At 63.4% G+C, this 23,795-nt stretch carries 30 protein-coding genes and 1 tRNA gene; 21 read left to right on the top strand and 10 right to left on the bottom strand.

Features of this window, described 5'->3' with window-relative positions:
- Nucleotides 1–181 precede the first annotated feature (181 nt).
- The 15 genes from ruvB to ABE546_RS08200 all read left to right on the top strand — a co-directional run bounded on the left by ruvB (nt 182) and on the right by ABE546_RS08200 (nt 10,914).
- Nucleotides 182–1,222, top strand: a complete 1,041-nt coding sequence (gene ruvB, locus ABE546_RS08130; RefSeq protein WP_121039149.1) for a Holliday junction branch migration DNA helicase RuvB — start codon at nt 182–184, stop codon at nt 1,220–1,222.
- Nucleotides 1,212–1,655, top strand: a complete 444-nt coding sequence (gene ybgC, locus ABE546_RS08135; RefSeq protein WP_313219724.1) for a tol-pal system-associated acyl-CoA thioesterase — start codon at nt 1,212–1,214, stop codon at nt 1,653–1,655. The genes ruvB and ybgC overlap by 11 nt, the downstream gene beginning before the upstream one ends.
- Nucleotides 1,656–1,665: 10 nt before the next feature.
- The gene (gene tolQ / locus ABE546_RS08140; RefSeq protein WP_346463210.1) at nt 1,666–2,445 is read left to right on the top strand and encodes a protein TolQ; all 780 of its coding nucleotides are present in this window, start codon (nt 1,666–1,668) and stop codon (nt 2,443–2,445) included.
- A gap of 23 nt (nt 2,446–2,468) precedes the next feature.
- Nucleotides 2,469–2,897: a protein TolR gene (gene tolR / locus ABE546_RS08145; RefSeq protein ID WP_019185220.1), complete on the top strand. Its 429-nt coding sequence runs from the start codon at nt 2,469–2,471 to the stop codon at nt 2,895–2,897.
- Entirely contained in the window at nt 2,887–3,945 is a 1,059-nt protein-coding gene (tolA, locus tag ABE546_RS08150; protein WP_313210418.1) for a cell envelope integrity protein TolA, read from the top strand. The genes tolR and tolA overlap by 11 nt, the downstream gene beginning before the upstream one ends.
- 212 nt (nt 3,946–4,157) lie before the next feature.
- Nucleotides 4,158–5,477, top strand: coding sequence for a Tol-Pal system beta propeller repeat protein TolB (gene tolB, locus ABE546_RS08155; RefSeq protein ID WP_346463212.1), 1,320 nt, complete (start codon nt 4,158–4,160; stop codon nt 5,475–5,477).
- Nucleotides 5,478–5,541: 64 nt separating this feature from the next.
- Nucleotides 5,542–6,057 (top strand): peptidoglycan-associated lipoprotein Pal, encoded by a 516-nt coding sequence (gene pal, locus ABE546_RS08160; protein WP_121039134.1) that lies wholly within the window; start codon nt 5,542–5,544, stop codon nt 6,055–6,057.
- Between the two features lie 3 nt (nt 6,058–6,060).
- On the top strand, nt 6,061–6,867 hold the full coding sequence (ybgF, locus tag ABE546_RS08165; RefSeq protein ID WP_313210423.1) for a tol-pal system protein YbgF: 807 nt from the start codon (nt 6,061–6,063) through the stop codon (nt 6,865–6,867).
- A gap of 132 nt (nt 6,868–6,999) precedes the next feature.
- Nucleotides 7,000–7,698, top strand: coding sequence for a 7-carboxy-7-deazaguanine synthase QueE (queE, locus tag ABE546_RS08170; protein ID WP_259259409.1), 699 nt, complete (start codon nt 7,000–7,002; stop codon nt 7,696–7,698).
- 114 nt (nt 7,699–7,812) lie between these two features.
- Nucleotides 7,813–8,478, top strand: coding sequence for a 7-cyano-7-deazaguanine synthase QueC (queC, locus tag ABE546_RS08175; RefSeq protein WP_346463214.1), 666 nt, complete (start codon nt 7,813–7,815; stop codon nt 8,476–8,478).
- Between the two features lie 72 nt (nt 8,479–8,550).
- Nucleotides 8,551–8,626 (top strand) — tRNA-Lys (locus tag ABE546_RS08180).
- Between the two features lie 124 nt (nt 8,627–8,750).
- Nucleotides 8,751–9,197, top strand: coding sequence for a hypothetical protein (locus ABE546_RS08185; RefSeq protein ID WP_346463216.1), 447 nt, complete (start codon nt 8,751–8,753; stop codon nt 9,195–9,197).
- Between the two features lie 41 nt (nt 9,198–9,238).
- The gene (locus tag ABE546_RS08190) at nt 9,239–9,724 is read left to right on the top strand and encodes a hypothetical protein (RefSeq protein WP_346463217.1); all 486 of its coding nucleotides are present in this window, start codon (nt 9,239–9,241) and stop codon (nt 9,722–9,724) included.
- Between the two features lie 2 nt (nt 9,725–9,726).
- The gene (locus ABE546_RS08195) at nt 9,727–10,134 is read left to right on the top strand and encodes a hypothetical protein (protein ID WP_346463219.1); all 408 of its coding nucleotides are present in this window, start codon (nt 9,727–9,729) and stop codon (nt 10,132–10,134) included.
- Nucleotides 10,135–10,323: 189 nt separating this feature from the next.
- Nucleotides 10,324–10,914 carry a hypothetical protein gene (locus tag ABE546_RS08200; RefSeq protein WP_346463220.1) on the top strand — a complete coding sequence of 197 codons (591 nt, stop codon included), beginning with the start codon at nt 10,324–10,326 and terminating at the stop codon, nt 10,912–10,914.
- Between the two features lie 17 nt (nt 10,915–10,931).
- Here ABE546_RS08200 and ABE546_RS08205 read toward each other — a convergent pair whose 3' ends face one another.
- Together ABE546_RS08205 and ABE546_RS08210 are read right to left on the bottom strand one after the other, a co-directional pair.
- Complete coding sequence (locus ABE546_RS08205; RefSeq protein ID WP_346463222.1) at nt 10,932–12,071, bottom strand: integrase; 1,140 nt, start codon at nt 12,069–12,071, stop codon at nt 10,932–10,934.
- A gap of 1 nt (nt 12,072) precedes the next feature.
- Nucleotides 12,073–12,294 (bottom strand): hypothetical protein, encoded by a 222-nt coding sequence (locus ABE546_RS08210; RefSeq protein ID WP_346463224.1) that lies wholly within the window; start codon nt 12,292–12,294, stop codon nt 12,073–12,075.
- An 89-nt stretch (nt 12,295–12,383) separates the two neighbouring features.
- Between ABE546_RS08210 and ABE546_RS08215 the strand changes: the two genes are divergently transcribed.
- Nucleotides 12,384–13,082 carry a hypothetical protein gene (locus ABE546_RS08215; protein WP_346463226.1) on the top strand — a complete coding sequence of 233 codons (699 nt, stop codon included), beginning with the start codon at nt 12,384–12,386 and terminating at the stop codon, nt 13,080–13,082.
- Between the two features lie 224 nt (nt 13,083–13,306).
- Nucleotides 13,307–14,430, top strand: a protein-coding gene (locus ABE546_RS08220; protein WP_346463228.1) for an IS3 family transposase whose coding sequence is annotated in 2 segments (ribosomal slippage) — nt 13,307–13,583 and nt 13,583–14,430 — 1,125 coding nt in all. Because the reading frame shifts where the segments join, the coding sequence is not laid out codon by codon here.
- A 270-nt stretch (nt 14,431–14,700) separates the two neighbouring features.
- On the opposite strand, the gene ABE546_RS08225 is transcribed toward ABE546_RS08220, so the two are convergent.
- The gene (locus ABE546_RS08225) at nt 14,701–15,090 is read right to left on the bottom strand and encodes a hypothetical protein (protein WP_346463229.1); all 390 of its coding nucleotides are present in this window, start codon (nt 15,088–15,090) and stop codon (nt 14,701–14,703) included.
- A 39-nt stretch (nt 15,091–15,129) separates the two neighbouring features.
- Here ABE546_RS08225 and ABE546_RS08230 point away from each other — a divergent pair, with 39 nt between their 5' ends.
- A complete protein-coding gene (locus ABE546_RS08230) occupies nt 15,130–15,477 on the top strand; it encodes a hypothetical protein (RefSeq protein ID WP_346463231.1) in 348 nt (115 codons plus the stop codon).
- A gap of 669 nt (nt 15,478–16,146) precedes the next feature.
- Here ABE546_RS08230 and ABE546_RS08235 read toward each other — a convergent pair.
- Nucleotides 16,147–16,923 carry a hypothetical protein gene (locus ABE546_RS08235; protein ID WP_346463233.1) on the bottom strand — a complete coding sequence of 259 codons (777 nt, stop codon included), beginning with the start codon at nt 16,921–16,923 and terminating at the stop codon, nt 16,147–16,149.
- Between the two features lie 308 nt (nt 16,924–17,231).
- Here ABE546_RS08235 and ABE546_RS08240 point away from each other — a divergent pair, with 308 nt between their 5' ends.
- Entirely contained in the window at nt 17,232–17,474 is a 243-nt protein-coding gene (locus ABE546_RS08240; RefSeq protein ID WP_346463235.1) for a hypothetical protein, read from the top strand.
- A gap of 26 nt (nt 17,475–17,500) precedes the next feature.
- Here ABE546_RS08240 and ABE546_RS08245 read toward each other — a convergent pair whose 3' ends face one another.
- Nucleotides 17,501–17,899: a DUF6713 family protein gene (locus ABE546_RS08245; protein ID WP_313210427.1), complete on the bottom strand. Its 399-nt coding sequence runs from the start codon at nt 17,897–17,899 to the stop codon at nt 17,501–17,503.
- A gap of 89 nt (nt 17,900–17,988) precedes the next feature.
- A complete protein-coding gene (locus ABE546_RS08250) occupies nt 17,989–19,464 on the bottom strand; it encodes a S41 family peptidase (RefSeq protein WP_346463237.1) in 1,476 nt (491 codons plus the stop codon).
- Between the two features lie 199 nt (nt 19,465–19,663).
- Here ABE546_RS08250 and ABE546_RS08255 point away from each other — a divergent pair, with 199 nt between their 5' ends.
- Nucleotides 19,664–20,134 (top strand): DUF2383 domain-containing protein, encoded by a 471-nt coding sequence (locus tag ABE546_RS08255; RefSeq protein ID WP_346463239.1) that lies wholly within the window; start codon nt 19,664–19,666, stop codon nt 20,132–20,134.
- Between the two features lie 209 nt (nt 20,135–20,343).
- Here ABE546_RS08255 and ABE546_RS08260 read toward each other — a convergent pair whose 3' ends face one another.
- Together ABE546_RS08260 and ABE546_RS08265 are read right to left on the bottom strand one after the other, a co-directional pair.
- Nucleotides 20,344–20,508, bottom strand: a complete 165-nt coding sequence (locus tag ABE546_RS08260; protein ID WP_183073690.1) for a hypothetical protein — start codon at nt 20,506–20,508, stop codon at nt 20,344–20,346.
- 203 nt (nt 20,509–20,711) lie between these two features.
- Entirely contained in the window at nt 20,712–21,470 is a 759-nt protein-coding gene (locus ABE546_RS08265; RefSeq protein ID WP_346463241.1) for a hypothetical protein, read from the bottom strand.
- Nucleotides 21,471–21,797: 327 nt separating this feature from the next.
- Here ABE546_RS08265 and ABE546_RS08270 point away from each other — a divergent pair, with 327 nt between their 5' ends.
- Entirely contained in the window at nt 21,798–22,487 is a 690-nt protein-coding gene (locus ABE546_RS08270) for a lysozyme inhibitor LprI family protein (protein ID WP_346463243.1), read from the top strand.
- A 21-nt stretch (nt 22,488–22,508) separates the two neighbouring features.
- Here ABE546_RS08270 and ABE546_RS08275 read toward each other — a convergent pair whose 3' ends face one another.
- The gene (locus ABE546_RS08275; protein WP_346463244.1) at nt 22,509–23,174 is read right to left on the bottom strand and encodes a DUF3011 domain-containing protein; all 666 of its coding nucleotides are present in this window, start codon (nt 23,172–23,174) and stop codon (nt 22,509–22,511) included.
- A 158-nt stretch (nt 23,175–23,332) separates the two neighbouring features.
- A complete protein-coding gene (locus tag ABE546_RS08280) occupies nt 23,333–23,731 on the bottom strand; it encodes a response regulator (protein WP_313210441.1) in 399 nt (132 codons plus the stop codon).
- Between the last annotated feature and the right edge of the window lie 64 nt (nt 23,732–23,795).

The following is a 23,795-nucleotide window of genomic DNA, read 5'->3' on the forward strand; positions in this document are numbered from 1 at the left end:
CCCGGCGGCATTTCCCCTTATCCCCGCGCCTTCGTGAACAACAAGGGGCGCTTCCTCCGATGCATTCCCGGTAGTGCCGGCCGCTGGCCGGCTCCCCACGACCCCTGCATCGTGCGGAGCCGGCCAGCGGCCGGCACTACCGGGGCGCGGATCACGCCCCTTTTTGCCGCATAATCGCGGGATGACCGACGACCGCATTATCGCCGCCGGTGCCACCCGCGAAGACGAGGGCACCGACGCCAGCATCCGCCCCAAGCGCATGGCCGATTACCTCGGCCAGGCGCCAGTGCGCGAGCAGCTGTCGATCTACATCGAGGCGACCAAGGCCCGTGGCGACGCACTCGACCACGTGCTGATCTTCGGGCCGCCGGGACTGGGCAAGACCACCCTGAGCCATGTGATCGCCAACGAGCTGGGGGTCGCGCTGCGCGTCACCTCCGGCCCGGTGATCGAAAAGGCCGGTGACCTGGCCGCGCTGCTGACCAATCTGCAGCCGCACGATGTGCTGTTCATCGATGAAATCCACCGCCTTTCGCCGGTCGTGGAGGAAGTGCTGTACCCGGCGATGGAAGATTTCCAGATCGACATCATGATCGGTGAGGGCCCTGCGGCCCGCTCGATCAAGATCGATCTGCCGCCGTTCACCCTGATTGGTGCGACCACCCGGGCAGGCCTGCTGACCGCGCCGCTGCGCGACCGCTTCGGCATCGTGCACCGGCTGGAGTTCTACACCCCGGAAGAGCTGACGAAGATCGTCCGGCGTTCGGCCAGCATCCTCAACATCGACTGCACCGCCGAAGGCGCGGCCGAGATCGCACGGCGCTCGCGCGGCACCCCGCGTATCGCCAACCGGCTGCTGCGCCGCGTGCGCGACTTCGCCCAGGTGAAGGCGGCCGGCCACATCGATCAGGACGTGGCCCAGGCCGCGATGCAGATGCTCAAGGTCGATCCGGAGGGCTTCGACGAGCTGGATCGGCGCCTGCTGCGGACCATGGTCGATTACTTCGATGGTGGCCCGGTCGGCATCGAGTCGCTGGCGGCGGCGCTGTCCGAAGAACGTGGCACGCTGGAAGACGTGGTCGAGCCGTACCTGATCCAGCAGGGCTTCCTGATCCGCACCGCGCGGGGGCGCATGTGCACGCACAAGGCCTACCGGCACATGGGGCTGAAGCCGAAGAACCCCCCGGCGGACCTGTTCGCGGAGGTCCCGGATGTCGGTTGAGCCCCGGGTTGAGCCCCGATTCAGTTGGCCGACACGCATTTACTGGGAAGATACCGACGCTGGCGGGGTGGTGTACCACGCCCGCTACGTGGCCTTCATGGAACGGGCGCGCACGGAATGGATGCGCGCATTGGGGTATGGTCAGGAGCGGATGCGCTGCGACCACGGCCTGGTGTTCGCGGTGCGCAGCATGACCATGGATTTCCTCAAACCGGCGCGCCTGGATGATGCGCTGGATGTCACCGCCACGCTGGTGCAGTGCAAGCGCGCCAGCATGGTATTCGCGCAGGCCGTGTGCCGGGGCGGGGAAACACTGCTGACCGCGCAGGTGAAGATCGCCGCGCTGGATGCAACCACCTTCAAACCGCGTGGCATGGACGATGCACTGCATGCCGCGCTGAAACACCTCGAATTTCCAGAATCCGCATACTGAGGAACAACGGATGATCGCAATGCTCCTGGCCCTGCAGGCCACGGTGACCGAAGCGCTGCCGCAGGAAGTCACCAGCGCCGCGGCGCAGACTGTCGCCCAAGCCGCGCATGGCGGTGGCATCAATTACCTGGACCTGATGATCAAGGCCAGCATCCCCGTGAAGATCATCGTGCTGCTGCTGTTGGCCGGCTCGTTCATCAGCTGGGTGATCATCTTCCGCAAGGCACGCGTGTTCAACGCCGCCAACCGCGCCGCCGACGAGTTCGAAAGCCGCTTCTGGTCCGGTGCGGACCTGGGCAAGCTGTACAGCTCGGCGACCGACCGCAACCGCCAGGTCGGCGGCCTGGAAGCGATCTTCGAATCGGGCTTCCGCGAGTTCACCCGCCTGCGCGACAAGCGTCGCCTGGATGGCCGTGCCCAGCTTGAGGGCGCCCAGCGCGCCATGCGCACCACCTACACCCGTGAAGTGGACCAGATGGAGCGCAGCCTGGAGCTGCTGGCCAACATCGGCTCGACCGCCCCGTACGTGGGCCTGGTCGGCACCGTGTTCGGCATCATGGTGACCATGCACGACATGATCAACAGCGGCGAACAGGCCGGCATCGCCTCGGTCGCCCCGGGTATCTCCGAAGCCCTGTTCGCCACCGCGATCGGCCTGTTCGTGGCGATCCCGGCGGTATGGGCCTACAACCGCTTCACCACCCGCGTGGAGCGCATGTCGGTGCGCTTTGAAACCTTCGCAGAAGAGTTCAGCTCGATCCTGCAGCGTCAGACCGCGGGCGACGAGTAAGCGCCCAGCACAGGAGTCCTGCCATGACCGCAGCCATTGGCCGCCGCAAGCGCCGAAAGCTCAAATCCGAAATCAACGTCGTGCCGTACATCGACGTCATGCTGGTGCTGCTCATCATCTTCATGGTGACCGCGCCGCTGCTCACGCTGAGCTTTGAAGTGGATCTGCCGACCTCCCAGGCCAAGGCGCTGGAGAGCAAGCAGGATCCGGTGATCGTGTCCGTCCGCCTGGATGGCCAGCTCAGCCTGAAGCTGCCCGAGGCCAAGGATCCGGAACCGATGGATGCGGCCCGGCTGCAGGCCCAGCTGTCCGCGCTTTCTTCGCAGGACAAGAACCTGCGCGTGATCGTCGCCGCCGACAAGGCCGTGGCGTATGAGAAGGTGGTCGCGGCCATGGACGTGATCAAGCGCGCCAACGTGGAAAAGGTGGGCCTGGCGACCGATGCACGCTGAAGCCCTGCCACCGCAGCGTCAGCCTGAAGAGAAGTGGGGTCTGCCGATCGCGCTGGCGCTCGGTGTGCACCTGCTGCTGGCCCTGATCTTCATCGCCGCCTGGTTGTGGTCGCCGCAGCGCACCACCGAAGCGGCCGCCGGCGATCCGGCGATCGAGGCCAGCCTGCAGCTGTCCGCCTCGGAAGCCTCGGCCGCCCGCCAGGCCCTGCGGGCCTCCGAAACGCTGCCGGACCTGCCCGAGCCGGTCGCCGAGCCCGAGCCCATTCCGGAAGACACCGTGCCGCCACCGCAGCCCTTGCCCGAGCCGCGCCCGCAGGACGCACCGACGCCGCAGCAGTCGCAGGCGCAGGAGCGCATCGCCCAGCCCGACACGGTCGACCAGGAAGCGGTCAACGCGCTGGCGATCTCGGCGGAAAAGGCCAAGCAGGAGCAGGAAGCCAAGCGCCGCCAGGAACAGATCGACCTGACCGAGCGCAAGCGCCAGGAACAGGCCGAGCAGAAGCTGCGCCTGGCCAAGCAGCAGGAAGAAGCCGAGAAGAAGAAGCTGGCCGAGCAGGAACAGAAGGCCAACGACGCCAAGGCCGACGCCGAGCGCGACAAGAAACTCGCTGAAATCCGCCGCAAGCGGGCCCAGGCCGAGAACGAAGCCAAGCTGGCCGAACAGAAGCTGCGCCAGGTCACGGCCGCGCGTGCGGCCAATGCCTCGGCCTCGACCGCCGGGGCGACCGGTGCCGCCAAGCCGGCCGCCGGTGCTGGTGGCACCAGTGACGATCTCAGCGCCAAGTACGCGGCGGCCATCCAGCAGAAGGTCTCGGCACAGTGGACCCGTCCGGATTCGGTCCCGCTGGGCCAGCGTTGCCAGGTCTCGATCACCCAGATTCCCGGTGGGCAGGTGATCCAGGCCAAGGTCAGCGGCAGCTGCCCGTTCGACGAGGCAGGCCGCCGTTCGATCGAGGCCGCCGTGTTGAATGCCCAGCCGTTGCCGTACCGCGGCTTCGAGTCTGTGTTCGCGCGCACCATCAACTTCACGTTCACCGCCCAGGATTGACGCGGCAGGCCGCTGATCCCGCCGGATCAGCGGTCGTGGCAGCCGCGCGCCACCGGTCGCCGCGCAGGCCGACGGCGCCTGGAGGGGTTAACGGTGTGTGAGTTTTGTGCGCCCGGTGACTCGGAATTCACACGGCCTTGGTTCATGATTGCGAAACTGTTCACCGCGGTCCTGTTATCCCTCGTTCTGGTTTCCCCCCTATTGAGCGCTCCATGAAAAAAATGCCTCGTTGGCTTGCCGTTGTTGCGGCCCTGTTGTTGCCCTTCGCTGCCATGGCGCAGCAGAAGGGGCTGGATATCGACATCATTGGCGGCAATGCCTCCGCCACGCCGATCACCGTCGTCCCCATGCCGTATCAGGGGTCGGCCGGTGCACCGCAGACCGATGTGGCCGCCGTGGTGCGTGCCGACCTGGACCGTTCCGGCCAGTTCCGCAATCTGCCGGAAGCCCAGATCGTCGAAAAGCCGACCCGTGGCAGCGAGATCCAGTTCGCTACCTGGCGCGCGCTGAAGCAGAACTACATCGTGGTCGGCCGGGTGATGGACGCCGGCGCTGGCGCCTACCGCGTCGAGTACGAGTTGTACGACGTGCCCAAGGGCGAGCGCCTGCTGGGCCTGGCGATGACCGCCCGTGGCAACGCCATGCGCGATGTCGCCCACCAGATGGCCGACGCCATCTATGAAAAGATCACCGGTGTGCGCGGCGCCTTCTGGACCCGCATTGCCTATGTCACCGCCAGCGGCAAGGGCGATGCCATGCGTTATGCACTGATGGTGGCCGATTCGGACGGCTTCAATCCGCAGACCATCGTGCGCTCGGCCGAGCCGCTGCTCTCGCCGAGCTGGAGCCCGGACGGCAACAAGCTGGCCTATGTGAGCTTCGAGCGCGGCAACTCGGCGATCTACATCCAGAACATCTCCAGCGGTGGCCGTGAGCTGGTCACCAGCTTCCGCGGCATCAACAGCGCCCCGTCGTTCTCGCCGGATGGCCGCCGCCTGGCCCTGTCGCTGTCGCGCAGCGGCAACCCGGAAATCTACGTGATGGACCTGGGCAGCAAGCAGCTGACCCAGCTGACCAACCACTTCGCCATCGATACCGAGCCGACCTGGAGCCCGGATGGCAGCAGCGTCTACTTCACCTCCGACCGTGGCGGCCGCCCGCAGATCTACCAGGTGGCTTCCAGCGGTGGCAGCGCGTCGCGCGTGACCTTCCAGGGCAACTACAACGCCACCCCGAGCCTGTCCTACGACGGCAAGAAGCTGGTGGTCGCCCAGGGCAGCGGCAACACCTACAAGATCGCGATGATGGACAGCAGCACGGGCTCGGCCCGCTGGAACACGCTGTCGCCAGGGTCGCTGGATGAATCGCCGAGCTTCGCGCCCAACGCGAGCATGGTGTTGTACGCCGCCCGTGAGGGGGGTCGTGGAGTGTTGTACGCCGTTTCGGCCGATGCGCGCGTGCGCCAGCGGCTGGTTCTGGCGGACGGTGATGTTCGCGAGCCTTCTTGGTCGCCATACCGTACAAAGCGCTAACAGAGTGTTAAGATTTCGCCGTATTCATCCCTCATCCGGCTTTAGGAGCCTCAAAGGTATCGCCATGAACAAGACCACCCGCGTTCTGCTTGTCTCCCTGTTGTCCGTGGCCGCCCTGGCCGGTTGTTCCAAGAAGGTCAAGGAAGTGCCGGCTGCCCCGGTTGATACCGGCAGCACCACCGCTCCGACCGGCCCGTCCACCTCGGGTCTGTACGGTCCGGGTGATCTGGATACCGATTCCTGCCTGCGCCAGCGCGTGGTGTACTTCGATCTGGACCAGGACAGCGTCAAGCCGGAGTTCCAGGCCATCATGGCGTGCCACGCCAAGTACCTGCGTGACCGTCCGTCCTCGCGCATGACCCTGCAGGGCCACACCGATGAGCGCGGTTCGCGCGCTTACAACCAGGCCCTGGGCGAGCGTCGTGGCAACGGCGTGTCCTCGGCACTGCAGGCCAACGGTGGTTCGGCTTCGCAGCTGACCGTCGTGTCCTACGGTGAAGAGCGTCCGGTCTGCACCGAGTCGGGCGAGTCCTGCTGGTCGCAGAACCGTCGCGTCGAGATCGTGTACACGGCTCAGTAATAGATGCGCTTTCGATTTCTATCGATGATCGTTGCGGCAGCCCTCGTGGCTGCCGCACCGGCCAATGCGCAGCGCCAGAGTCTGGCCGACCGCGTCGGCGCGCTTGAGCAGCAGGCGAACAACAACCAGTCCAACATGGACATGCTCAATCAGCTGAATCAGCTGCGTACCCAGTTGCAGGCCCTGCAGTCGCAGGTCGAGCAGCTGCAGCACGACAATGACCAGCTCAAGCAGTCCGCCAAGGACCAGTATCTGGACCTGGACAGCCGCCTGAACCGCCTGGAAGGTGGAGCCCCCGTGCTTCCTGCCGCCCCGGCCGCAGCCGCGCCTGCCCCCGCTGCATCCCCGAAACCGGCAACGGCCGCTTCCGAGCGGCCGCCAAGCGTGCACGGCGATGCCGGCAGCCTGGCCGCCAGTGGCGATGAACGCACCGCCTACAATGTCGCCTTCGATGCGCTCAAGGCCGGCAAGTACGACGACTCGGCGCAGCTGTTCATGAGCTTCCTGGAGCTGTACCCCAACGGCGTCTATACCCCCAACGCGCTGTACTGGTTGGGCGAAAGCTATTACGCCACCCGTAATTTCCCGCTGGCTGAGGCGCAGTTCCGCGACCTCATCTCGCGCTACCCGACCCATGACAAGGCGTCCGGTGGCCTGCTCAAGATCGGCCTTTCCCAGTATGGCGAAGGCAAGGTCGACCAGGCCCAGGCGACTCTCGAACAGGTCGTGTCCACGTATCCCGGCTCCGACGCCGCGCGCACCGCGCAGGACCGTCTTCAGTCGATCCGGCTGGGTCAGCAGATCCGCTGAACCCGCCCCGGGCCGCTGTTGCGGCCGGGCCCGGTATAATGATGGATTGCCAACCGGGCGCTGCCCGGTCCTCCGTGCCGGGCCATGCCCGGCTGTTGTCGTTTCCGAAGCCGTCCGCCAAGAATCACCGCCATGACCACCACTCTGTCCGCTGCTGCCGCACTCCCCAGTGAGATCGTGCAGTCCCCGCTGCCGCGACTGAAGATCACCGAGATCTTCCTGTCCCTGCAGGGCGAAGCCGATACCGCCGGCTGGCCGACCGTGTTCGTGCGCCTGACCGGCTGCCCGTTGCGCTGCACCTATTGCGATACCGCCTACGCCTTCCATGGCGGCACCTGGTGGGACATCGACGCGATCGTGGACGAGGTGCTGGCCCAGGGCGTTCACCACGTCTGCGTGACCGGTGGCGAGCCGCTGGCGCAGAAGCGCTGCCTGGTGCTGCTGGAGAAGCTCTGCGATGCCGGCCTGGACGTCTCGCTGGAAACCTCCGGCGCGCTGGATGTCAGCGCCGTCGATCCGCGCGTGTCGCGCGTGGTCGACCTGAAAACCCCCGGCTCCGGCGAAATGGCCCGCAACCGCCTGGAGAACCTGCCGCTGCTGACCAAGCGCGACCAGATCAAGTTCGTCCTGTGCAGCCGTGAGGATTACGAATGGGCCCGCGGCATGGTCCGCGAGCACCGGCTCAATGAGCGCAGCATGGTGCTGTTCTCGCCGAGCAAGAGCGAGGTCAGCCCGCGTGAGCTGGCCGACTGGATCGTGGCTGATCGGCTGCCGGTGCGGTTCCAGATGCAGCTGCACAAGCTGTTGTGGAATGACGAACCCGGGAGGTAACGGCGGCTGCAGCGCTACGGCGCTGCGCTTGCCATCGACCAGGCCTCACCATCAGTAAAGACGTCCGGCGCGGGACAGCGTGCTGGTTCCCCGCAAACCACCGGAAACACCCCCATGAAAAAAGCAGTCGTCCTTCTGTCCGGCGGCATGGACTCCGCCGCCGTCGTCGCCATCGCCCGCGAGCAGGGCTTCGCCGTCCACGCCCTGAGCGTGCGCTACGGCCAGCGCCACACCTCCGAACTCGATGCCGCTGCCGCCGTCGCCAGCGCGCTCGGCGCGGTCGCCCACAAGACCGTCAATGTCGACCTGCGCAGCATCGGTGGCTCGGCCCTGACCGATGACATCGACGTTCCTGAAGCGGGCGGGGAGGGCATCCCGGTCACCTACGTGCCGGCGCGCAATACGATCATGCTGTCCGTCGCACTCGGCTGGGCCGAGGTGCTGGGCGCCAACGACATCTTCTGCGGCGTCAACGCGGTGGATTATTCCGGTTACCCGGATTGCCGCCCCGAATTCATCCAGACCTTCCAGACGCTGGCCAACCTGGCCACCAAGGCGGGCGTGGAAGGTGCGGGCATCCAGGTCCACGCGCCGCTGCAGTTCCTGAGCAAGGCCGATATCGTGCGTGAAGGCGTTCGCCTGGGCGTGGACTTCGGCCTGACCGTGTCCTGCTACAACGCCGACGACCAGGGCCGCGCCTGCGGGCACTGCGATGCCTGCCGCCTGCGCGCGCAGGGCTTCACCGATGCCGGCGTGCCGGACCCGACCCACTACGTGTGATGCGGGCCGGGTACGCATGAGCGCGAAGATGCGTTAGAATGCGCACCCCCGGCGTCACGTCGGGGATGCAATGGGCCGTTAGCTCAGTTGGTAGAGCAGAAGACTTTTAATCTTTTGGTCGATGGTTCGAATCCATCACGGCCCACCAATTGCATCAATGACTTAAGGCGCCTGGTGGGCGCCTTTTTCATGCGCTCCGTAAATAGCTCCGTAATAGCTGGCTGGCAACGCAGCCATCGTGCGATCATTGTTCCACTCAAGGAGGGGTGATGGTGAGCAACGCTGAAACAGGGGGGCGCTGGGCGACGAACATGTCGCCCGTCTTTGGCATCGCTGCCGGCACATTCGTCGCGTGGTTCATCGCGTACTGCTTGGGTACGCTCGAGGGGGCCGGCCATCTGCAGCAGGCAATTAGGATGTTTGGGGTCATCACCTCTATCGTGCTCTGGGCTCTCTTCACCAGCCAAGTGCAAGACAAGGAGATCTATGGAGGTGGATTGGTGTCGCTCGATCACACCTGTCCTCGCACGATGCGACGGATTGGACATGTACGCCTTGTGATCCTTATGGCCTGGGTCGCGGCGATCATCACCCTTTGCACAGATAGGCTTGCTATATATTGGTGCGCCTCTGTTCTGGTGCTTCTAATGGTGGTTGGAGAGGTCGGTTGGAGAGATCCTTGGTGTGGTGTTCGCGCGATGCTCAGGAGTAAGGAATAATGGGACCTTTGCGGCTAATTTCTGGCGGTGCCTGGCTCATAGTGTCTGTACTTACTGTGGGGTATTTCCTGCAATCAGGCGCAGTTGCAGACGGTCTAGCGGGGGGTCTACTTCCGCTCATTCTTTTTGGCGGTGTGGCTGGGATACTGCTTGGTACTTTTGCCTTAGGTCGCATAATTGATGCTGTCGAGCTTGTCGTCAAACGCACAAGAGTGGCGGTAGCTACTCGTGGTGTTGGTTCGTCGGAACTGGTTCTGCTTAAGAAAGTCGAATCGGAGTACGTTCACATCGTATATCAATTCTGCGGGCTTGCTGTTTCGGACATGCGGCCGAGGCAGAAGTCTGAGCTGCTTACGGTTGAAAACCTAATTTCCTATGCAGTGGTACACGCTGTTATTGATGATTCTCTGTCGGTAACTACGAGTCTGATCGATAATATTTCTAGGGCAAAAAGTCGTGGCGCTGAAAGGGTCGGGGCGTTCGCGCCTGACGAGCGACGAATTTCCGTTGCCGCTTGGAGCGTGTGATTATGTCGTTAGTTATTGTTAACTCGATTATTTGCGAGGATGTTCGTAGAGAGGCTGACAATAAGGTCTCCCTTGTCGGGGTATACCCCCGGCGAGAGATAGCGCTGCCTAAGGGGGAGCTTTTTCCTACAAAGCTCTCTTCTTTGCATTTCTATCTTCAATTAGAAACGTTAGAAGAGTGCGAGGTCCCGATTAAGTTCTCCGCCCGCTCTCCTTCTGGGCCGCCTGATCTCTATCCTGAAATTGATGCCGGGCCCGTTCGGTTGTTCACCGAAAAAGAGAACATACTTAATTTGCATCTCAAGGACTTTCCAATTCCCGAGGCCGGCAAGTACGCTGTTACTCTTAGGATTGCAGAGACGACAGTTCCGCTCGATTTCGTCGTGAAAGAGGGTCAGGCCGCTGTCTAGGCAGGGGTTCCAGTTGCGGCTTTGATGCACCGCCGATACGTATCGGCGTAGATCCTGATTTTTCCGCCATTCGTCTGATCATCATGAGACATCGTTGTGTTTAGGCGATCGCGAGTTAGATAGTTCGGTCTGGCCGTAGATGTTGGTACCGCAAAGGCACCATCCATAGTCTTTCGCTGGTGTAATGGGATGAATGGAGATTATTTTTCTACCCTAATTTTCGCGACAGCGCTGTCAGGGCCTAGTAGCCCTGGATGGGGGGCGTTGGCTGGTGTTTTTCTGGGTTGGTTGCTGAAGGTCATTGGCGATCACTTCATGGAAAATAGTCGTCGCAAAGATGCATTGGCCAGCCGAAGGGAGGTGCGGCTCGATACACTTCGCGCGCGTCGAATAGAGTCAGAGCGTGCAAATCTGCTTTCGCTTCAACCGATGGTGACGGATTTCATGCGCGCGGGCTCCCTATGCTCGCGAGCTCCGCGCAGCCTGAGTGCCCACCAACTAGTTGGAGAGGACTTCGAGCGTCACTTGGAGGCCATGCGACTGCAAGCTTCCTTTATGCTCCCAGTGCGATCCAGACTTCATGATCGAAAGATCGCTGAGATGCTTGGTAGATTGGCCGCTGCAGGTATGAATGCCGTCCAGCAGATTGACTTCGAGGATAGTGCTACATCTTGGAAGTCCGTTTCACCCGTAGGTAGGGAGTTGCAGGAAGAAATCGGAAGTGCGATCAGGATGTTGGAGGATGAGCAGGTGCAGCTCGCAAGTATTGATCCTGAGTAAGCGGTCTGGTTAATGCCTTACTCAACAGTGCGGGATGCCTTGACTCGGGGAACGCTCTTGTCATAAACCTTCATCATGGCATCGCTCACGCCTAGGGCGTCCTGCCTATCAGCTCTATTACCTTCGGTGTCGGTGCCACCCTTCCTTTTCAGATCGTGAATTCCAAAGCGTTGGTCTTCCCGAATGACGCCCTCACGAAGCGCCATTTGAATGAAGCGCTGCCAAGCGCTATCTAGGCTTGACTTCTGAATTGGCTCGCCATGTTGCGCAAGGATCAAGAAGCGGTGCTCCGCTCGAAGTTGGACAGGCAGTGCGTGGCGATCAATAACGGATTGTCGCAGCGCTATCGCCGCCTCCCAAGCCGCTTTAAGGCGCGGCGACCATTCGACCAGGCTGTCACGACTACGCTTTCGTCGATTGGTATGCAGGCCTTCTTCATGCGCGTGTGCGTCGGTCAGGGTAATTGTCTCGACGCCGCGCAGCCTGCACAGGTAGCCGATCTCCATCACGATCCAGAGATAGGGCGGGACAGAGCCCTCGGTGTGCGAGCCGCGTGTTCCCCGCTCGCGAGCGAAGGCAAGGAGTGCGTCATAAGCGGCATCCGTCGGTAGCCTCTGCCGTTTTCGCTCCTGGGCGGATTCAAGGCCTTGTGCTGGGTTGTGGGGGACAAGGCCTCGGTTGAGCGCCCAGCGAAAGACCAGCCGCGAGTAACGCAGTACCTTGTTGGCTTTTGTCGGCGTGCCGTCAGCCTCGATGCGATCGACAAGTCGCTGAAAGTTCGAGTTGCGGAGTCGCGCTACCTGCAGCTGCCCGAACTTGACGCCCAGGGAAGTTGGAAAGCTGAGCATGACATCGCGAGCTTGGCTGTAGTCGTCGCGCGTTCCTTTGGCGAGCTTCTTGAACTTGGGGCTGTCATGGTACTGATCGCAGACCCATTGGACCGTGCCCGACTGGGTGCTGGCTTCGGTAATGGCAAACAGATCGGAGAGCTTTGCGCTCGGCCCGGCAACTGTCCGCCGCTTCTTCTTGCCACCCTCCACCTCAAAAACGAACCACCTACCGCGGCCGCTGGGGTCCCAGTAGACGCCTTTTGGGATCTTCGCTTGGTCGATGTGATCTGGGATATTTGGTTGATGCTTTCGGGCGCGTGGGGTCATTTCAGAATAGGTCGGTAGGGTAAGAGTCTGAGTTCGCGGCTGCTCGGTTCACGCCGAGAGCGGCGTCCAGAGCGGTGGCCGTGGTCCATATGCCGCCCTTTCCGTCGTACTGATAGCGGATGCCGCAACGCCGCGCCCATGCTTCGACGGTCGACAGGCGGGGGCTTTCGCCCGGCTTGCAGAGCTGCTGAAGGTCTTCGAACTGGAGGATTGGACCAATCAAAGAGTGCTCCTACCGGATACGCTGTCTTCGCTCGCGTGAAGTGCTGATAATTGGCTGAGAGATTTTCTGGCGAAGCGCGAAGGGGAGCTATGAAGAAGTGGGGTTGGATAGCAGGATTTATCGGATTGGTTGCTCTTGTGGCGCTGATCGCTTGGCTTGCGAGCAATAGGATCTTTTTGGACCCGACTGACCTCCCAAAGGAGGACGCTTTGGTTGTTCAGGCAGCATGGGCGCAAGCAATCCTGTCCGCATTCGCAGTCGTTGTCGCTATGCTCGTCGGGCAGCGGCAGAACAAGGTAAATTTGGCAATTGCAAATGAGAGCCATAGGAAATCTATGGATCTCGTTAATGAAGAGCTCAAGCGAGCAAATAAGGCCTTGGGTCAGCAGTCTGCAGCGCGCCGTAACCTGGCCCGACATACAATGAGGCCTCTTGTAATCCAGCTTAAGCTTGGGATTTTTTCCGCCGAGCAGGGCGAGCAAGACGACGTTGAGGCAAAGTTGCTGGACATCATCGCTGCGGCAAGCGTGGCAAAAGCGAGCTTTGAGGAAGTACGAAAGCATCTGGAAGTGGATCCGAAGCAAGCCCTCATGTGCCGCCGGATCGCTGGGGCGGTTGATGCATGCAGGGTGCTCTGGGAGGACTGGGAAAAGCTTCGGCAGGGTCCCTATGTCCCGGACCTGGGCGGCTTCATGCCGAGAGCGGTGGAGCCAGCGGAATACGCTAGTCTTCAGGCGAAGATGGTGAGATTCGTCGGCGATATCAGCAAGCTCATTAGCCTTCTTTGAGCTGATCGGATCGAGATTTTTTCTATGGGGGGAGCTCCGTTTAGCCATGCTGATTCGCTGAGCAATTGTCATCGGGGCGAAGCCTTGTGCGCCGGTCACGCGGCGGCTTGACGGTAGCCAGGGTGATGCGCGCGGCGTTGGTGGCCGCTGGCCGGAAGCGCGACGGGCTCCAGTCGACGTCCCCCCGAGATTGAGTAGCGAAGCGGTTTGGAGTCCAATCCTCAATGACAAGGAGATTGGACGTGAAGAAGCGCTTTTCCGAAGAGCAGATCATCGGCTTCCTACGCGAAGCTGAGGCCGGCATGCCCATTAAGGACCTCTGCCGCCAGCACGGCTTCAGCGAGGCCTCGTACTACCTGTGGCGCAGCAAGTTCGGCGGCATGAGCGTGCCCGACGCCAAGCGGCTCAAGGACCTGGAGGCGGAGAACACACGCCTGAAGAAGCTACTGGCAGAACAGGTCTTCGAGAACGACGTCATCAAGGATGCGTTGCGAAAAAAGTGGTGACCGCACCGGCGCGCAGGCTGCTGGTGCGGAGCATGGTCGAGAAGGGGTTGAGCGAGCGGCGGGCGCTGAAGGTGGTGCGGATGAGCGCTAGCGCGCTGCGCTATGAGCCTCGGGCCGACCACAACGTTGAGCTGCGCGAGCAGATCGCCGCGCTGGCGCATCGGCACAGACGCTACGGGGTGGGCATGATCCATTTGAAACTGCGACAGAAAGGTCTGGTCGTGAACTACAAGCGAGTGGAGCGCTTGTATCAGGAAGCGGGCCTGCAGGTGCGTCGCAGAAAGCGTAAGAAGGTGCCGGTAGGCGAGCGCCAGCCCCTCCTGCGGCCGTCCGCAGCCAATGAGGTGTGGTCGATGGACTTCGTGTTCGACCGCACCGCGGAAGGCCGGGTGATCAAGTGCCTGACCATCGTCGACGACGCCACCCACGAGGCTGTTGCCATCGAAGTGGAGCGGGCAATTTCCGGGCAAGGTGTGTCCAGGGTGCTGGACAGACTGGCCATGCAGCGCGGCTTGCCACGAGTGATCAGGACAGACAACGGCAAGGAGTTTTGCGGTAAGGCGATGGTGGCCTGGGCTCACGACAAGGGAGTTGCCCTGCGTCTGATCGAGCCGGGCAAACCGAACCAGAATGCTTACGTGGAGTCTTTCAACGGGCGTTTACGCGATGAATGCCTCAACGAGCACTGGTTCCCGACATTGCTTCATGCCCGTACCAGCATCGAAAGCTGGCGGCGCGACTACAACGAAGAAAGGCCCAAAATAGCGCTTGGCGGACTAACACCCGCCCAGCACGCCGCGCAGTTGGCGGCGAAGAAAGATACCATCAGCACTGGATTCTAAACCCACCCACTACTCAGGTCGGGGGTACGTCGGCTGAAGGGCGTATCACCCCCGCTCTTTGGTGTTCATCGAGAGTGCGGGGAGCTCGGCTGGTTCCACGAGAGGTGTCTCGTGGTCGTATCGCTGCCGCATTCGCTCTGTTCGATGACCACCTGACGCCTTGTCCTTGCTGTCGGTGATGCCACGGTGCTTCAGTCCGTGCAGGGTAAACACTTCTTCCTCGGCCAGCACCGGATCGTCTCCCTCGCGCGCCAGGCTGATGAGCCGTTGCTACGCAGAGTCCAGTCCGGACTTCGAAAGCGCCGTGCCGTGCTGACTCACTAACATTGGTCTCTTCGACGCATGCAGTTGCGGTGGCCGGCGGTGACGCTGTTCGGCGGCCTTACGCAGTTGGATCAGCGCCTCCCATGCCTCTCGCAACGCAGGCGACCACCCAGTGATGTTGTCGCGGCTACCCTTCCGGCGGTTGCTGAGGATGCCTTCCTCGGTCGCATTGGCCTCGGTGAGGGTCACCACTTCAATGCCGCGCAGCCGGCAGCTGTATGCGATCACCATGAGGTGGGCCAGGTATGGCGCCACACTGCCGGCGGTGTGTGCATCGCGCTGACCACGTTCGCGTGCGAACGCGGTCAGGCGTGCGTAGCTCGATGGCGAGGGCATCTTGATCTTCCCGCGCTCCTTGAGCTGGCGGGGAAGGGTGTGACCTGCAAGGTGCGCCGTGCTGGCAAGGCCGGGCAGCTGTTCGCCCAGCAGGTGAGCAGCCCGCTGATCAACACCGCTGCCGCCGGCGCCGAGCGGGGCCGCAACATTCTGGCGGACCGCGGCGAGCAGGCGGCCATCGATCTGGTGCTGCCCCTGTTCACCGCACCCCTCCGCTCTGGCGAGGTCGGCCGGATCCCGCCGCTCGACCTGGTCGAGGTAGTGGGGGAGGAAGGCACGTGGCATGGCCTGTGTACGGCCGTAAGGACCGAGGCACGCATCGGCGAGAAGGCCGTCGTGATCGAGCAGACCATCACCCTTGAGAGGCACTACAGCGATGCGGACTGAACTGTGGGATCAATTTGACGGGCTGGTCAGCGCCAGCCCGCGGCTGCTGGCGACGGTCACCGCGCATAACTCAGATGGGACCCGCAGCCTGACGACCTATGACTGGGCGCAGATGCGGGCGATTGGCATCTTGCGGGGGGCACCATTCCCTGCAACGTGTGGGTTCTTGGGGGGCGGATCGTTGTGGTGGCGCCAAACCTGCCGCTGATAGAGGTGCGCGTCTAGTCTTCGCGAGGTTTCTGTTAGCTTTACTGGCCGTCATAAGCGAGCTGCCGCTTAAGCTTTCCACAGAAAAACGGCCCCGTAGGGCCGTTTAGTCGGTCTGGACTTTGCCCTCAGTGATGAGGCACTAGATGCCTAGAATGCAATGCATCGTGTGCCTTGACGTCAATGGGCGAACTGCCGGATCTGTGATTGAGAACCTGACGCAGTAACGGTCTCGAAGTAGACCCGACATTGATGATGCGAATTCGTCGTCTGAAGTCACTTTCGCCTAGTTCAACTAGCAGAACACCTAGGAACTCATCCGCGAATGAGGGAGTCAGGACCACATCCTGTAGGTCAACCACCACAGCCTCGGCCGTGGCAAGCTCCCTCTTTATGCGCTGGCGAGCGGCAAGTCCGTTCGGCCGCGTGGCGGTAGAGGGCGAGATCATCTTAACCATGAAATTAGAAGTATTCATCGCTATCACCCTGTGATTGTGGCCAGTTAGCGTAGACCTGAGCTAGGTCCAGCTTTGTGCCAATGTCCCACTCGAACACAACCAGCGTACCCGAAAAGCCGTGTTTGAAAGATGAGATCTCCTGAACCGCTCCATTGTCAATAAAAATAGCCTCATCACAAGACTGAACAAAGAGGGTCGATCCGGGAGTGTTAAGCGCCATGTCGCACGCCACGGTGAGACCATAGCCCTGATGGCCCACGCCGAGCTTGCTCGAGACTCCCCACTCACAAGCCAACGAGCAGGAGTTTCGTTGGGACAGCTTCTCTGCCAAATCGGCATTCTCTTTCAGGCTCTCACGTATGCCTATGCCGCTATCGGCAATAGCAAACTGGGCCCTCGACTCCTTGTACCACGTCTGAGCGCACACCAAGCCATGTAGCCCGTCTTCGGCCCTGGCATGGGAGTAGCAGTTGCCAATCAACTCAGCAAGCATCACGAAGAGGTCGTTTCTTGTCTCGAATGTGCATGCTCCGCTGTGACTTGTGAGCATTTCGGCGATGGCACTTGCAACATTGTCGACATCGTCATTTGATCTGATTGGCGTGAGGTCGTGGTACCGCGTACTTGCTGGGCGGCCCTCCACGATCATTGGGCTTTCCTGCCCGATGGCCTCCCACAAGCGAATCTTCGCAGCGTATTCCGTCACTTCATTCGGGAGAACAAGCTGTCCTGGGCCCATTTCCTTTGCAACAAGTGCCATCGTCGCGAAGTGATACGGCATGAAGAAGGTCGGGCTTTCGCAACGCTTGTGATCGCGAAGTCTCGCGAGCTCCTGGTGCCAATCCGAAAAGTGGCCGAGTCTGGATTTGCGAGCCGATGGCCCCATAACTACTCCCTGTTTAGGCTATCTACTCTGGGGGATGGTTAAAGATTTGTCACGACGGTGCTTGGGGGGGGGGGCGAGAGATTTAAGGTGCCCCAAGCAGCATGCCGGCGCCCTAAGTCCTGCAGGGGCCCCCGCGTTTGGTCGTTTGGCCGTTGTTGACCAACCGTCGCGTGATTTGAGACCTCGGTCGGTATCCTCCGCCCATGCCGTTGCCCCCCGAGTTCCGCTGGCAGAGAGCCGCCGCCGCCCACGAAAAGGACGTGATCGCGTTCGAGGGCGTGTGGGTGGACCGGCTATACCAGAAACACTGGGGCGGTCCGTACTTCGCCGCTCTGGATCAGCACCTGCCGCGGGAGCAGCAGATCCGACGGCCATGCAGCACCCATGAGAAGGGCCGGGCCGGGGCCGAGCTATGGATCGAGCGCCATCAAGCACTGCATCCATGATCAAGGCGACCGCGAGGTCGCCTTTTTCATGCGCGGGGATGGGCGTCTCCGCGACCGCCGGCCGAGGCAGCAGCTGCACTGCGCAGCGAGCGCAGCAGGCACAAGGCCGACACCAGGCAGGCAAGAATGATCGCCATCGACACCGGCAGATGAAATGCGCGATGGCCATACAGCGCGAAGCCGAGGTGGATGATGAAGGTGGCCAGGCCCAGTGCCGCGCAGAGCCTCGCGAAACCGCGTGCCTTGCCGGTCTGCAGCACCACATGGCGGTAGCCGAGCACCACCACGCCCACGGCGATCAGATTGAACACCAGGAAGCCCTGCACGCCACCCGGCAGCAGGAACATCTCCCACTCACGCCAGAAGGCGGCATCGATCTGATGGAGAATCAAGGCGAGCAGCGTGGCGAAGTAACGTCGTTCCATGAGGCGGGCGGTGCCAGACGCTGCGGATCCTGCAGCGTGCGTAGTGTAGCGGCCCACCAGGGGTGACCCCTGCGCCGCCGGGGCCGGGCTCAATGCATCCCGATGTCGCTGGCGAGCGTATCCACCACGCGCTGCGCCCGTGCCCGGGCGCTTTCTCCGCTGCGCGGAATGACGGGCAGGTCCGGGGTGATGCCGGCAACTTCGTCGCTGCCGTCGGCACGCAGGCGTACGCAGTTCGGTACGCGCACGCGCAGGTGCGAATGGGGGAGTTCAGGCGGCGCGTCTGCACTCATGAAGCCACAGCCATAGCCGCCGCTGTGCGTACCGACGATGCGGGCGATGTGGTTGTCCTGCATGCGCGCGGCAAACATTTCGGCCGAGGACGCGGTCTTTCCGTTGGTCAACACATACACCGGGCCATTCCATGCGCCCCAGTGCCCGCGCAGATCCTGTGCCCAGTCCAGGCGGTGGGCGATCAGGAAATCATCGAGGGTGTCCACGGCAGGGCTCGGCAGCGGACCGCCGGACGTACCCGCCGCGACCAGGCGCCGGCACGGTGCTGCGTCCCATGCCTGCTGCGTGCGCCAGGCCCAGGACAGATCGCAGGGCGGCATGGCCACCGCCTGCCGCGATGCCTGGAAGGCGGCGCGCTGCGTGCTCAACAGCCGTCGGGCGGCCGCGTTGGGGTGGTGATGACGCAGCGCGTCGTCGAGCCGTTCGTACTGCTCGTCCAGATACGGTTTGCCCGCCGCCGACTGGCTGACCTCCAGGACGGCGGAGGCCACCGGCTGCGAAGTAAACAGGCGCGCGAGGGTGTCGCCGCTGTCGTCACCGCCCGGGTTGTCACCCACATCCACCAGTACCGCCTCCACGCCGTCCTGCTGGAAGCGCCGCAGGCTGGCGGCAATCGCAGCGACCCAACTGCGGCCCACTGTGCCGCGCATCTCCGCGGTGGCGTCGGCCTGCCGCAGCTGTGGCCACAGCGCGTGGCACACGCCTGGATAGCGCAGCGCATCGAACTCGTGCAACCGCAGCAGGCCGATCGTGTGCCCGTCCGGCAAGGACAGCGTGCCGGCGCGCAGCATGGGCTCGGCCACATCATTCAAGGGGTGGTAACCCGGCAGCGTGTCCAGCGGCAGGCTGAAATCGTGGCGACCCTCGTCGGATACGCCAAGCAATGCACAGCCTGCGCCAGCGCCCAGGGCCCGTGGGTCCACAGCAGCGGGCGCCGGGGAGCTGGGGGCCTGTTCAAGCGGGTCGAGCAGGCTGAGGTGGCCGTCATGGAAGCCGGCCAGGAAGGTGCGAAGGGCCTGGGCCGCCTGCGCATCGGTATGCGCTTCGGCCAGTGCGCGCTGCGCGGAGGCATCCAGCGCGGGTAGATCCACGCCGCCCTGAGGCGAGGCGACCCAGGCCAGGTGCGCGTAATCGTGCGCCAGGATCTGCTTGAGTGCCGCGTGGTCGGCCTGCCAGCCGCTTCGATCGAATGCCGGTGTGGCACGGCATGCTTCCGGCGATGCCATGGCCAGCATCGCCAGCGTGATCACGATCCCTCTCATCCCTGCCATACAGCCTCCTTGCGACCCGGCGCAGTGCCGCACGGGGCAAGGGTGACGGGATCGTGTGTGCGATCGACTCCGGTCGATCGTAGCCAATGCGCGTGTTCCCCGGAAGTCCCCGGGGTCGCATCACGCCACCGTCCCTACGACGCGCGCACGATCAGGCCATACCCGGCCACAGTGGGCCACGATCCCACGGAGCGGTGTGATGAGTACCGTCCAATCCGGCCACGCGATACGCGAACTCAACCAGATCATCGGCATCGCGCGCGACGGCCACGACATCTACGCCAGAGCCGTCGCCGACGACGGGACGCAGGATCCGCAGTTGAACGCGCTGATGATGCGGATGGCCGCAGCGAAAATGCAGGTCATCGATGGGGTCACGCGGCTGGTGCGCGACGCCGGCGGTCAGCCCGCCCGCCACCGTACCCTGGCCGGCAGCCTCCGTGGCGGCTTCGGCAGGTTGGGCACCGTACTCGGGGATGCGGGCATCCAGTACGCCAGTGAGAGCCAGGCAGCTGAAGCGCGTCTGGTGAGGGCACTCGAAGTTGCCGCGCGCGATGGCGCACTGACGGCACATGCGCGACGAACGCTCAACGGCATGCTGCTGGAGACGCGGCTCGGTTGGGACGACATGCGCCAGGAGGTAGATGACCTGCGGGGCCGGGATGCATAGTCATCCACACCGTCACCTACACCTTCAAGGAAGCACGCGCATGCGTAGCGTCGCGAATCAACAGCGTCGCGAATGAGCTTCGTAGTGAAGGATGAAGGAGATTGAAGGACGCGAGACGTTGAAGGGTGCGGGATGGCGCCGAGTGCGCCTAGTCGCCGTCTGCATGTGAGGGCTGCGCGGATGCGCAGCCCCACCATGCGGCAGACGAATTACTTCTGCTGCGGCTTGTTGCCTGCGTCAGGGGCGTTCTTGGTGTCCTGTTCCTGCTTCTGCTGCTTGGCCTGCGCGTCCTTGCGGTCCTGTTCGGACTGCGGGCCTTTCTGTGCAGCAGCAGCATTCTTGACGTTGTTTTCGTTGTTCTGCATGTTGGACATGGTGTGACTCCAAGGCGACGTGATGTCGCAACCCCAGCGTGGACCTGCCGCTGTTACGCGAGGGTCGCACTGGGATGAGCATCGGGTCAGGGTAGTCTCATGACCAAGTGCTACACCGCGTGGGCGGGACCACCCACGGCGCTGCTGGTCCACAACGTGCCTTCATCCCAGGCGCCGAGTTGGAGGCTGCGGCCGTCGATGTATCAGGATTGGCAGAGTGTCCCGCAATGGTCGCTGCTGAACCCGGCAATGGCCTGCTGCAGGAGCGGAACGTCGCTTGGGTCCACCTGTTCCAGCGCGTCCTTCAACGCGTCACGCACTGGCTGCCGTTGCTCGAGCTGCAGCATCTGCGCGTAAGGCGCCGCCGTCTCTGCCAGCGCACGGACCAGGGTCCGCTTCAGCGTGCTGCCGGCCGGCTGGGCACGCATCACCTCCAGCATCTCCAGGTACTGGCGTTGCGCATTGCGGCGAAGGGTGTCGGTGCCGCCCGGTCCCAAACCGGCGAGCTCTGCGGGCGTTGCAACGGTCAGCCACGTATCCACCAGTGGCTGCATCCGTGCGCCGCACTGCAGCAGGTACGGTAGCAGCAGGCCCAGCTGTGCCTGGAAGCGCTCGGCGTTGCGGTTGCCTTGGCGGGCCTGCTCGCCGGAATGGAGGAGCACGGCGGCTGGCATCGCACCCATGCCGAACTGCATCAACCGGGTGGACAGCGTTACGCCGTACTGGCACGCGTTGGTCAGCAGACTCAGGTCCGCCGTCGCGTAGTCCGGCGCCAGGACGTCGGTCGTGTTGGTCACCGCCGCCAGCAGCTGCATGGCGCGTGGGCTGTCGAGCTGCTCCGGTGCGTTGTCGGCGTCGGCTTGCTGCAGCAGTTGCAGGTAGTCGCGCGTGGCTTCGTACTGCGCCATGAACTGCGGCGGTATGTCATCGGCACGTGCGGGTGAGGGGACCAGCAAGATCACGAGGAGGGCCGCGCCCAGCGGTGTCGGTGCAGACGCACGCGCCGGCCATGCCAGTCGTCGCATGAGAGAAGAAAACAGGCTGCAACTCATCCGGAGCATGGTCCTTGGATCGATTCGGGCATGGAGCCTAGGTGACCCGGGGCAGGGCGGCAACCCGGTGCGCAGCATGCGTCGCCGGGGCATCCTGCGGGTGCCCGGCAATCGGTTGTCCTCGAATGACGGTTGGGAGATGCAGGCGTGGGCCATGAGCGGTCTGCCTGTGCACACCGCAGAATCGGTTACGGGGGCACAATAGCCAGTCATTCGCTGATCGTTGTTGGAGGTGCCATGAACCGTTTCGTCCTGCTGGGTGTGGGGGCGCTTGCGCTCGCGGCCTGTTCCAAGCCGGCGCCGTCCGATACCGCGACTCCGGCAGAGCCTGCCGCGCCGGCCACGTCGGCCACATCGGCCCCCGCTGCCAGCGCGCCCGCCACCCCCGCCAGCCCGACCCTGCAGCCGCCGTCGTTCGATTGCGCCAAGGCGCACTCCGAGGCCGAGCAGCAGGTGTGTGGCGACGCCCGCCTGGCCGCGCTGGACCGCCAGCTGGCCGCGCTCTACAAGCGCGTGCAGACCAGCCCGGACGAGCTGGACATCGCGGCCGAGCAGCGTGGCTGGATCAAGGGTCGCGATGCCTGTTCGCGCGCGGTGGACCCGCACCGTTGCCTGGTGGAGTCCTACCAGACGCGTCTGGTCGAGCTGACCCTCAACGCCGGCGGCATCCAGGTGCCGGCCAAGGTCGAGTACCGCTGCGATGACAACAGCAAGCCGGTGACCGCGGTGTTCTACAACGACATCGATCCCACTGCGGCCGTGATCAGCTGGGGCAATGACCAGGCGATCGTGTTCCCGGTGCCGGTCACCCGCGAGGAAAACAACGGCGGTCGCTGGGGGCGCGAAGGCGTGGACCTGCGGACCCACAACGACCAGACCACGCTGGAGTTCTACGGCACCACGCTGCAGTGTCAGATCGCCAAGTGATGGCGGCCACCGCCGCGTTGCTCAGCGCACGCGGCGGTAGCGCACCTCGTTCTGCCGGTCGCCCACTTCGGTGGTGACGAAGCCGTCGCGGCTCTGGCTGATGTCGAACACGCTGCTGCCGACGTTGAGCTGGCCGCCATTGACCCAGCCGTTCAACGACTGCCCACGCGTCTGTGCGCTCATGCGGCCGTCGCTGTCGATGCGCATGCGGATGTCGGCGTTGAAGGTCGGGTTGTAGCCCTCGAACTCGCCGACCATCCAGTCGGGCACATAGGACGTGTGGCGGGCGCCCTGGTAGTTCTCGTCGTCGTAGCGCGCGTCATCCTTGTTGGCGTTGTGGGCCAACGCGCCGAGAATCGCCGCGCCGATCAATACGCCGGCGGCGACTTTGGCGTCGTGGTTGTCATCGTCATGGCGGTCATCGCGGTCGCTGCCGCCGTGCACCCGGAACGAGGCGCGGCAGCCATCGTCGACCCACACCTCGCGGCGGTCGTAGTCCCAGTTGCGGCCCTGGCGGCAGTCTGCACCGGACAGTTTGCGGTCCAGGGTGACGTAGCCCGCGCGGGGCAGGGCGCAGGATTGATAGCGGTTGTCGCGGCTCTCGCAGGTGACGAAGTCATCCGCGCGCGCGTCTTCCAACGGCAGCATCAACAGCAGGGGCGTGGCCAGCAGCATACGGAAGAGCATGTCGTCGATTCCGGCAAGGAAAAGGAGCGCGTCGCATCGTATGGGAAGCGGGAGACCCCCGTTCCCGGCAACGACGATGGCCACGCGGACATGAAATCCGGATGAAGATCACCGAGCTGCGCGCCCGGACGGTCGCCGGGCCCCGCAGGTGACTCGCCTCAGGCGCAGGCCGCCAGCGGGTGCTGGAAGCAGGCACGGATCGCGTCGAGCAGCTCGCTCATGCTGTAAGGCTTGGGCAGGAAATGCATGCCCGGGCCGAGCTGAGGCAGCACCACGGAGGGCTCCAGGCCCGAGGTGACCAGCACCGGCAGCCCGGGCTGTTCCTGCTTGACCCGATGCGCCGCCTCGATGCCACTCACCGCGCCCAGGCAGACATCGGTGAACACCAGATCGAAGCGCTCGCCGGCCTGCAGCAGGCCCAGCGCGGCTTCGGCGGAACTGACCGCCACGACTTCGCAGGCCTGGCTTTCCAGCGCCATGCGGCTCAGTTCGCGGGTGTCTTCGGTGTCTTCGATCAACAGCACGCGCGGTTCGGGATGGTGCTTGGACAACAACATGGAGCGTGGTTCCTGCTTACCCCCGGAGAGGGGCGCGCAAGTATCGCGGGCCGCCGGTGAGGAG

Source organism: Stenotrophomonas sp. TWI377 (genome assembly GCF_039674525.1).
In the GTDB taxonomy this organism is placed as follows: Bacteria; Pseudomonadota; Gammaproteobacteria; order Xanthomonadales; family Xanthomonadaceae; genus Stenotrophomonas.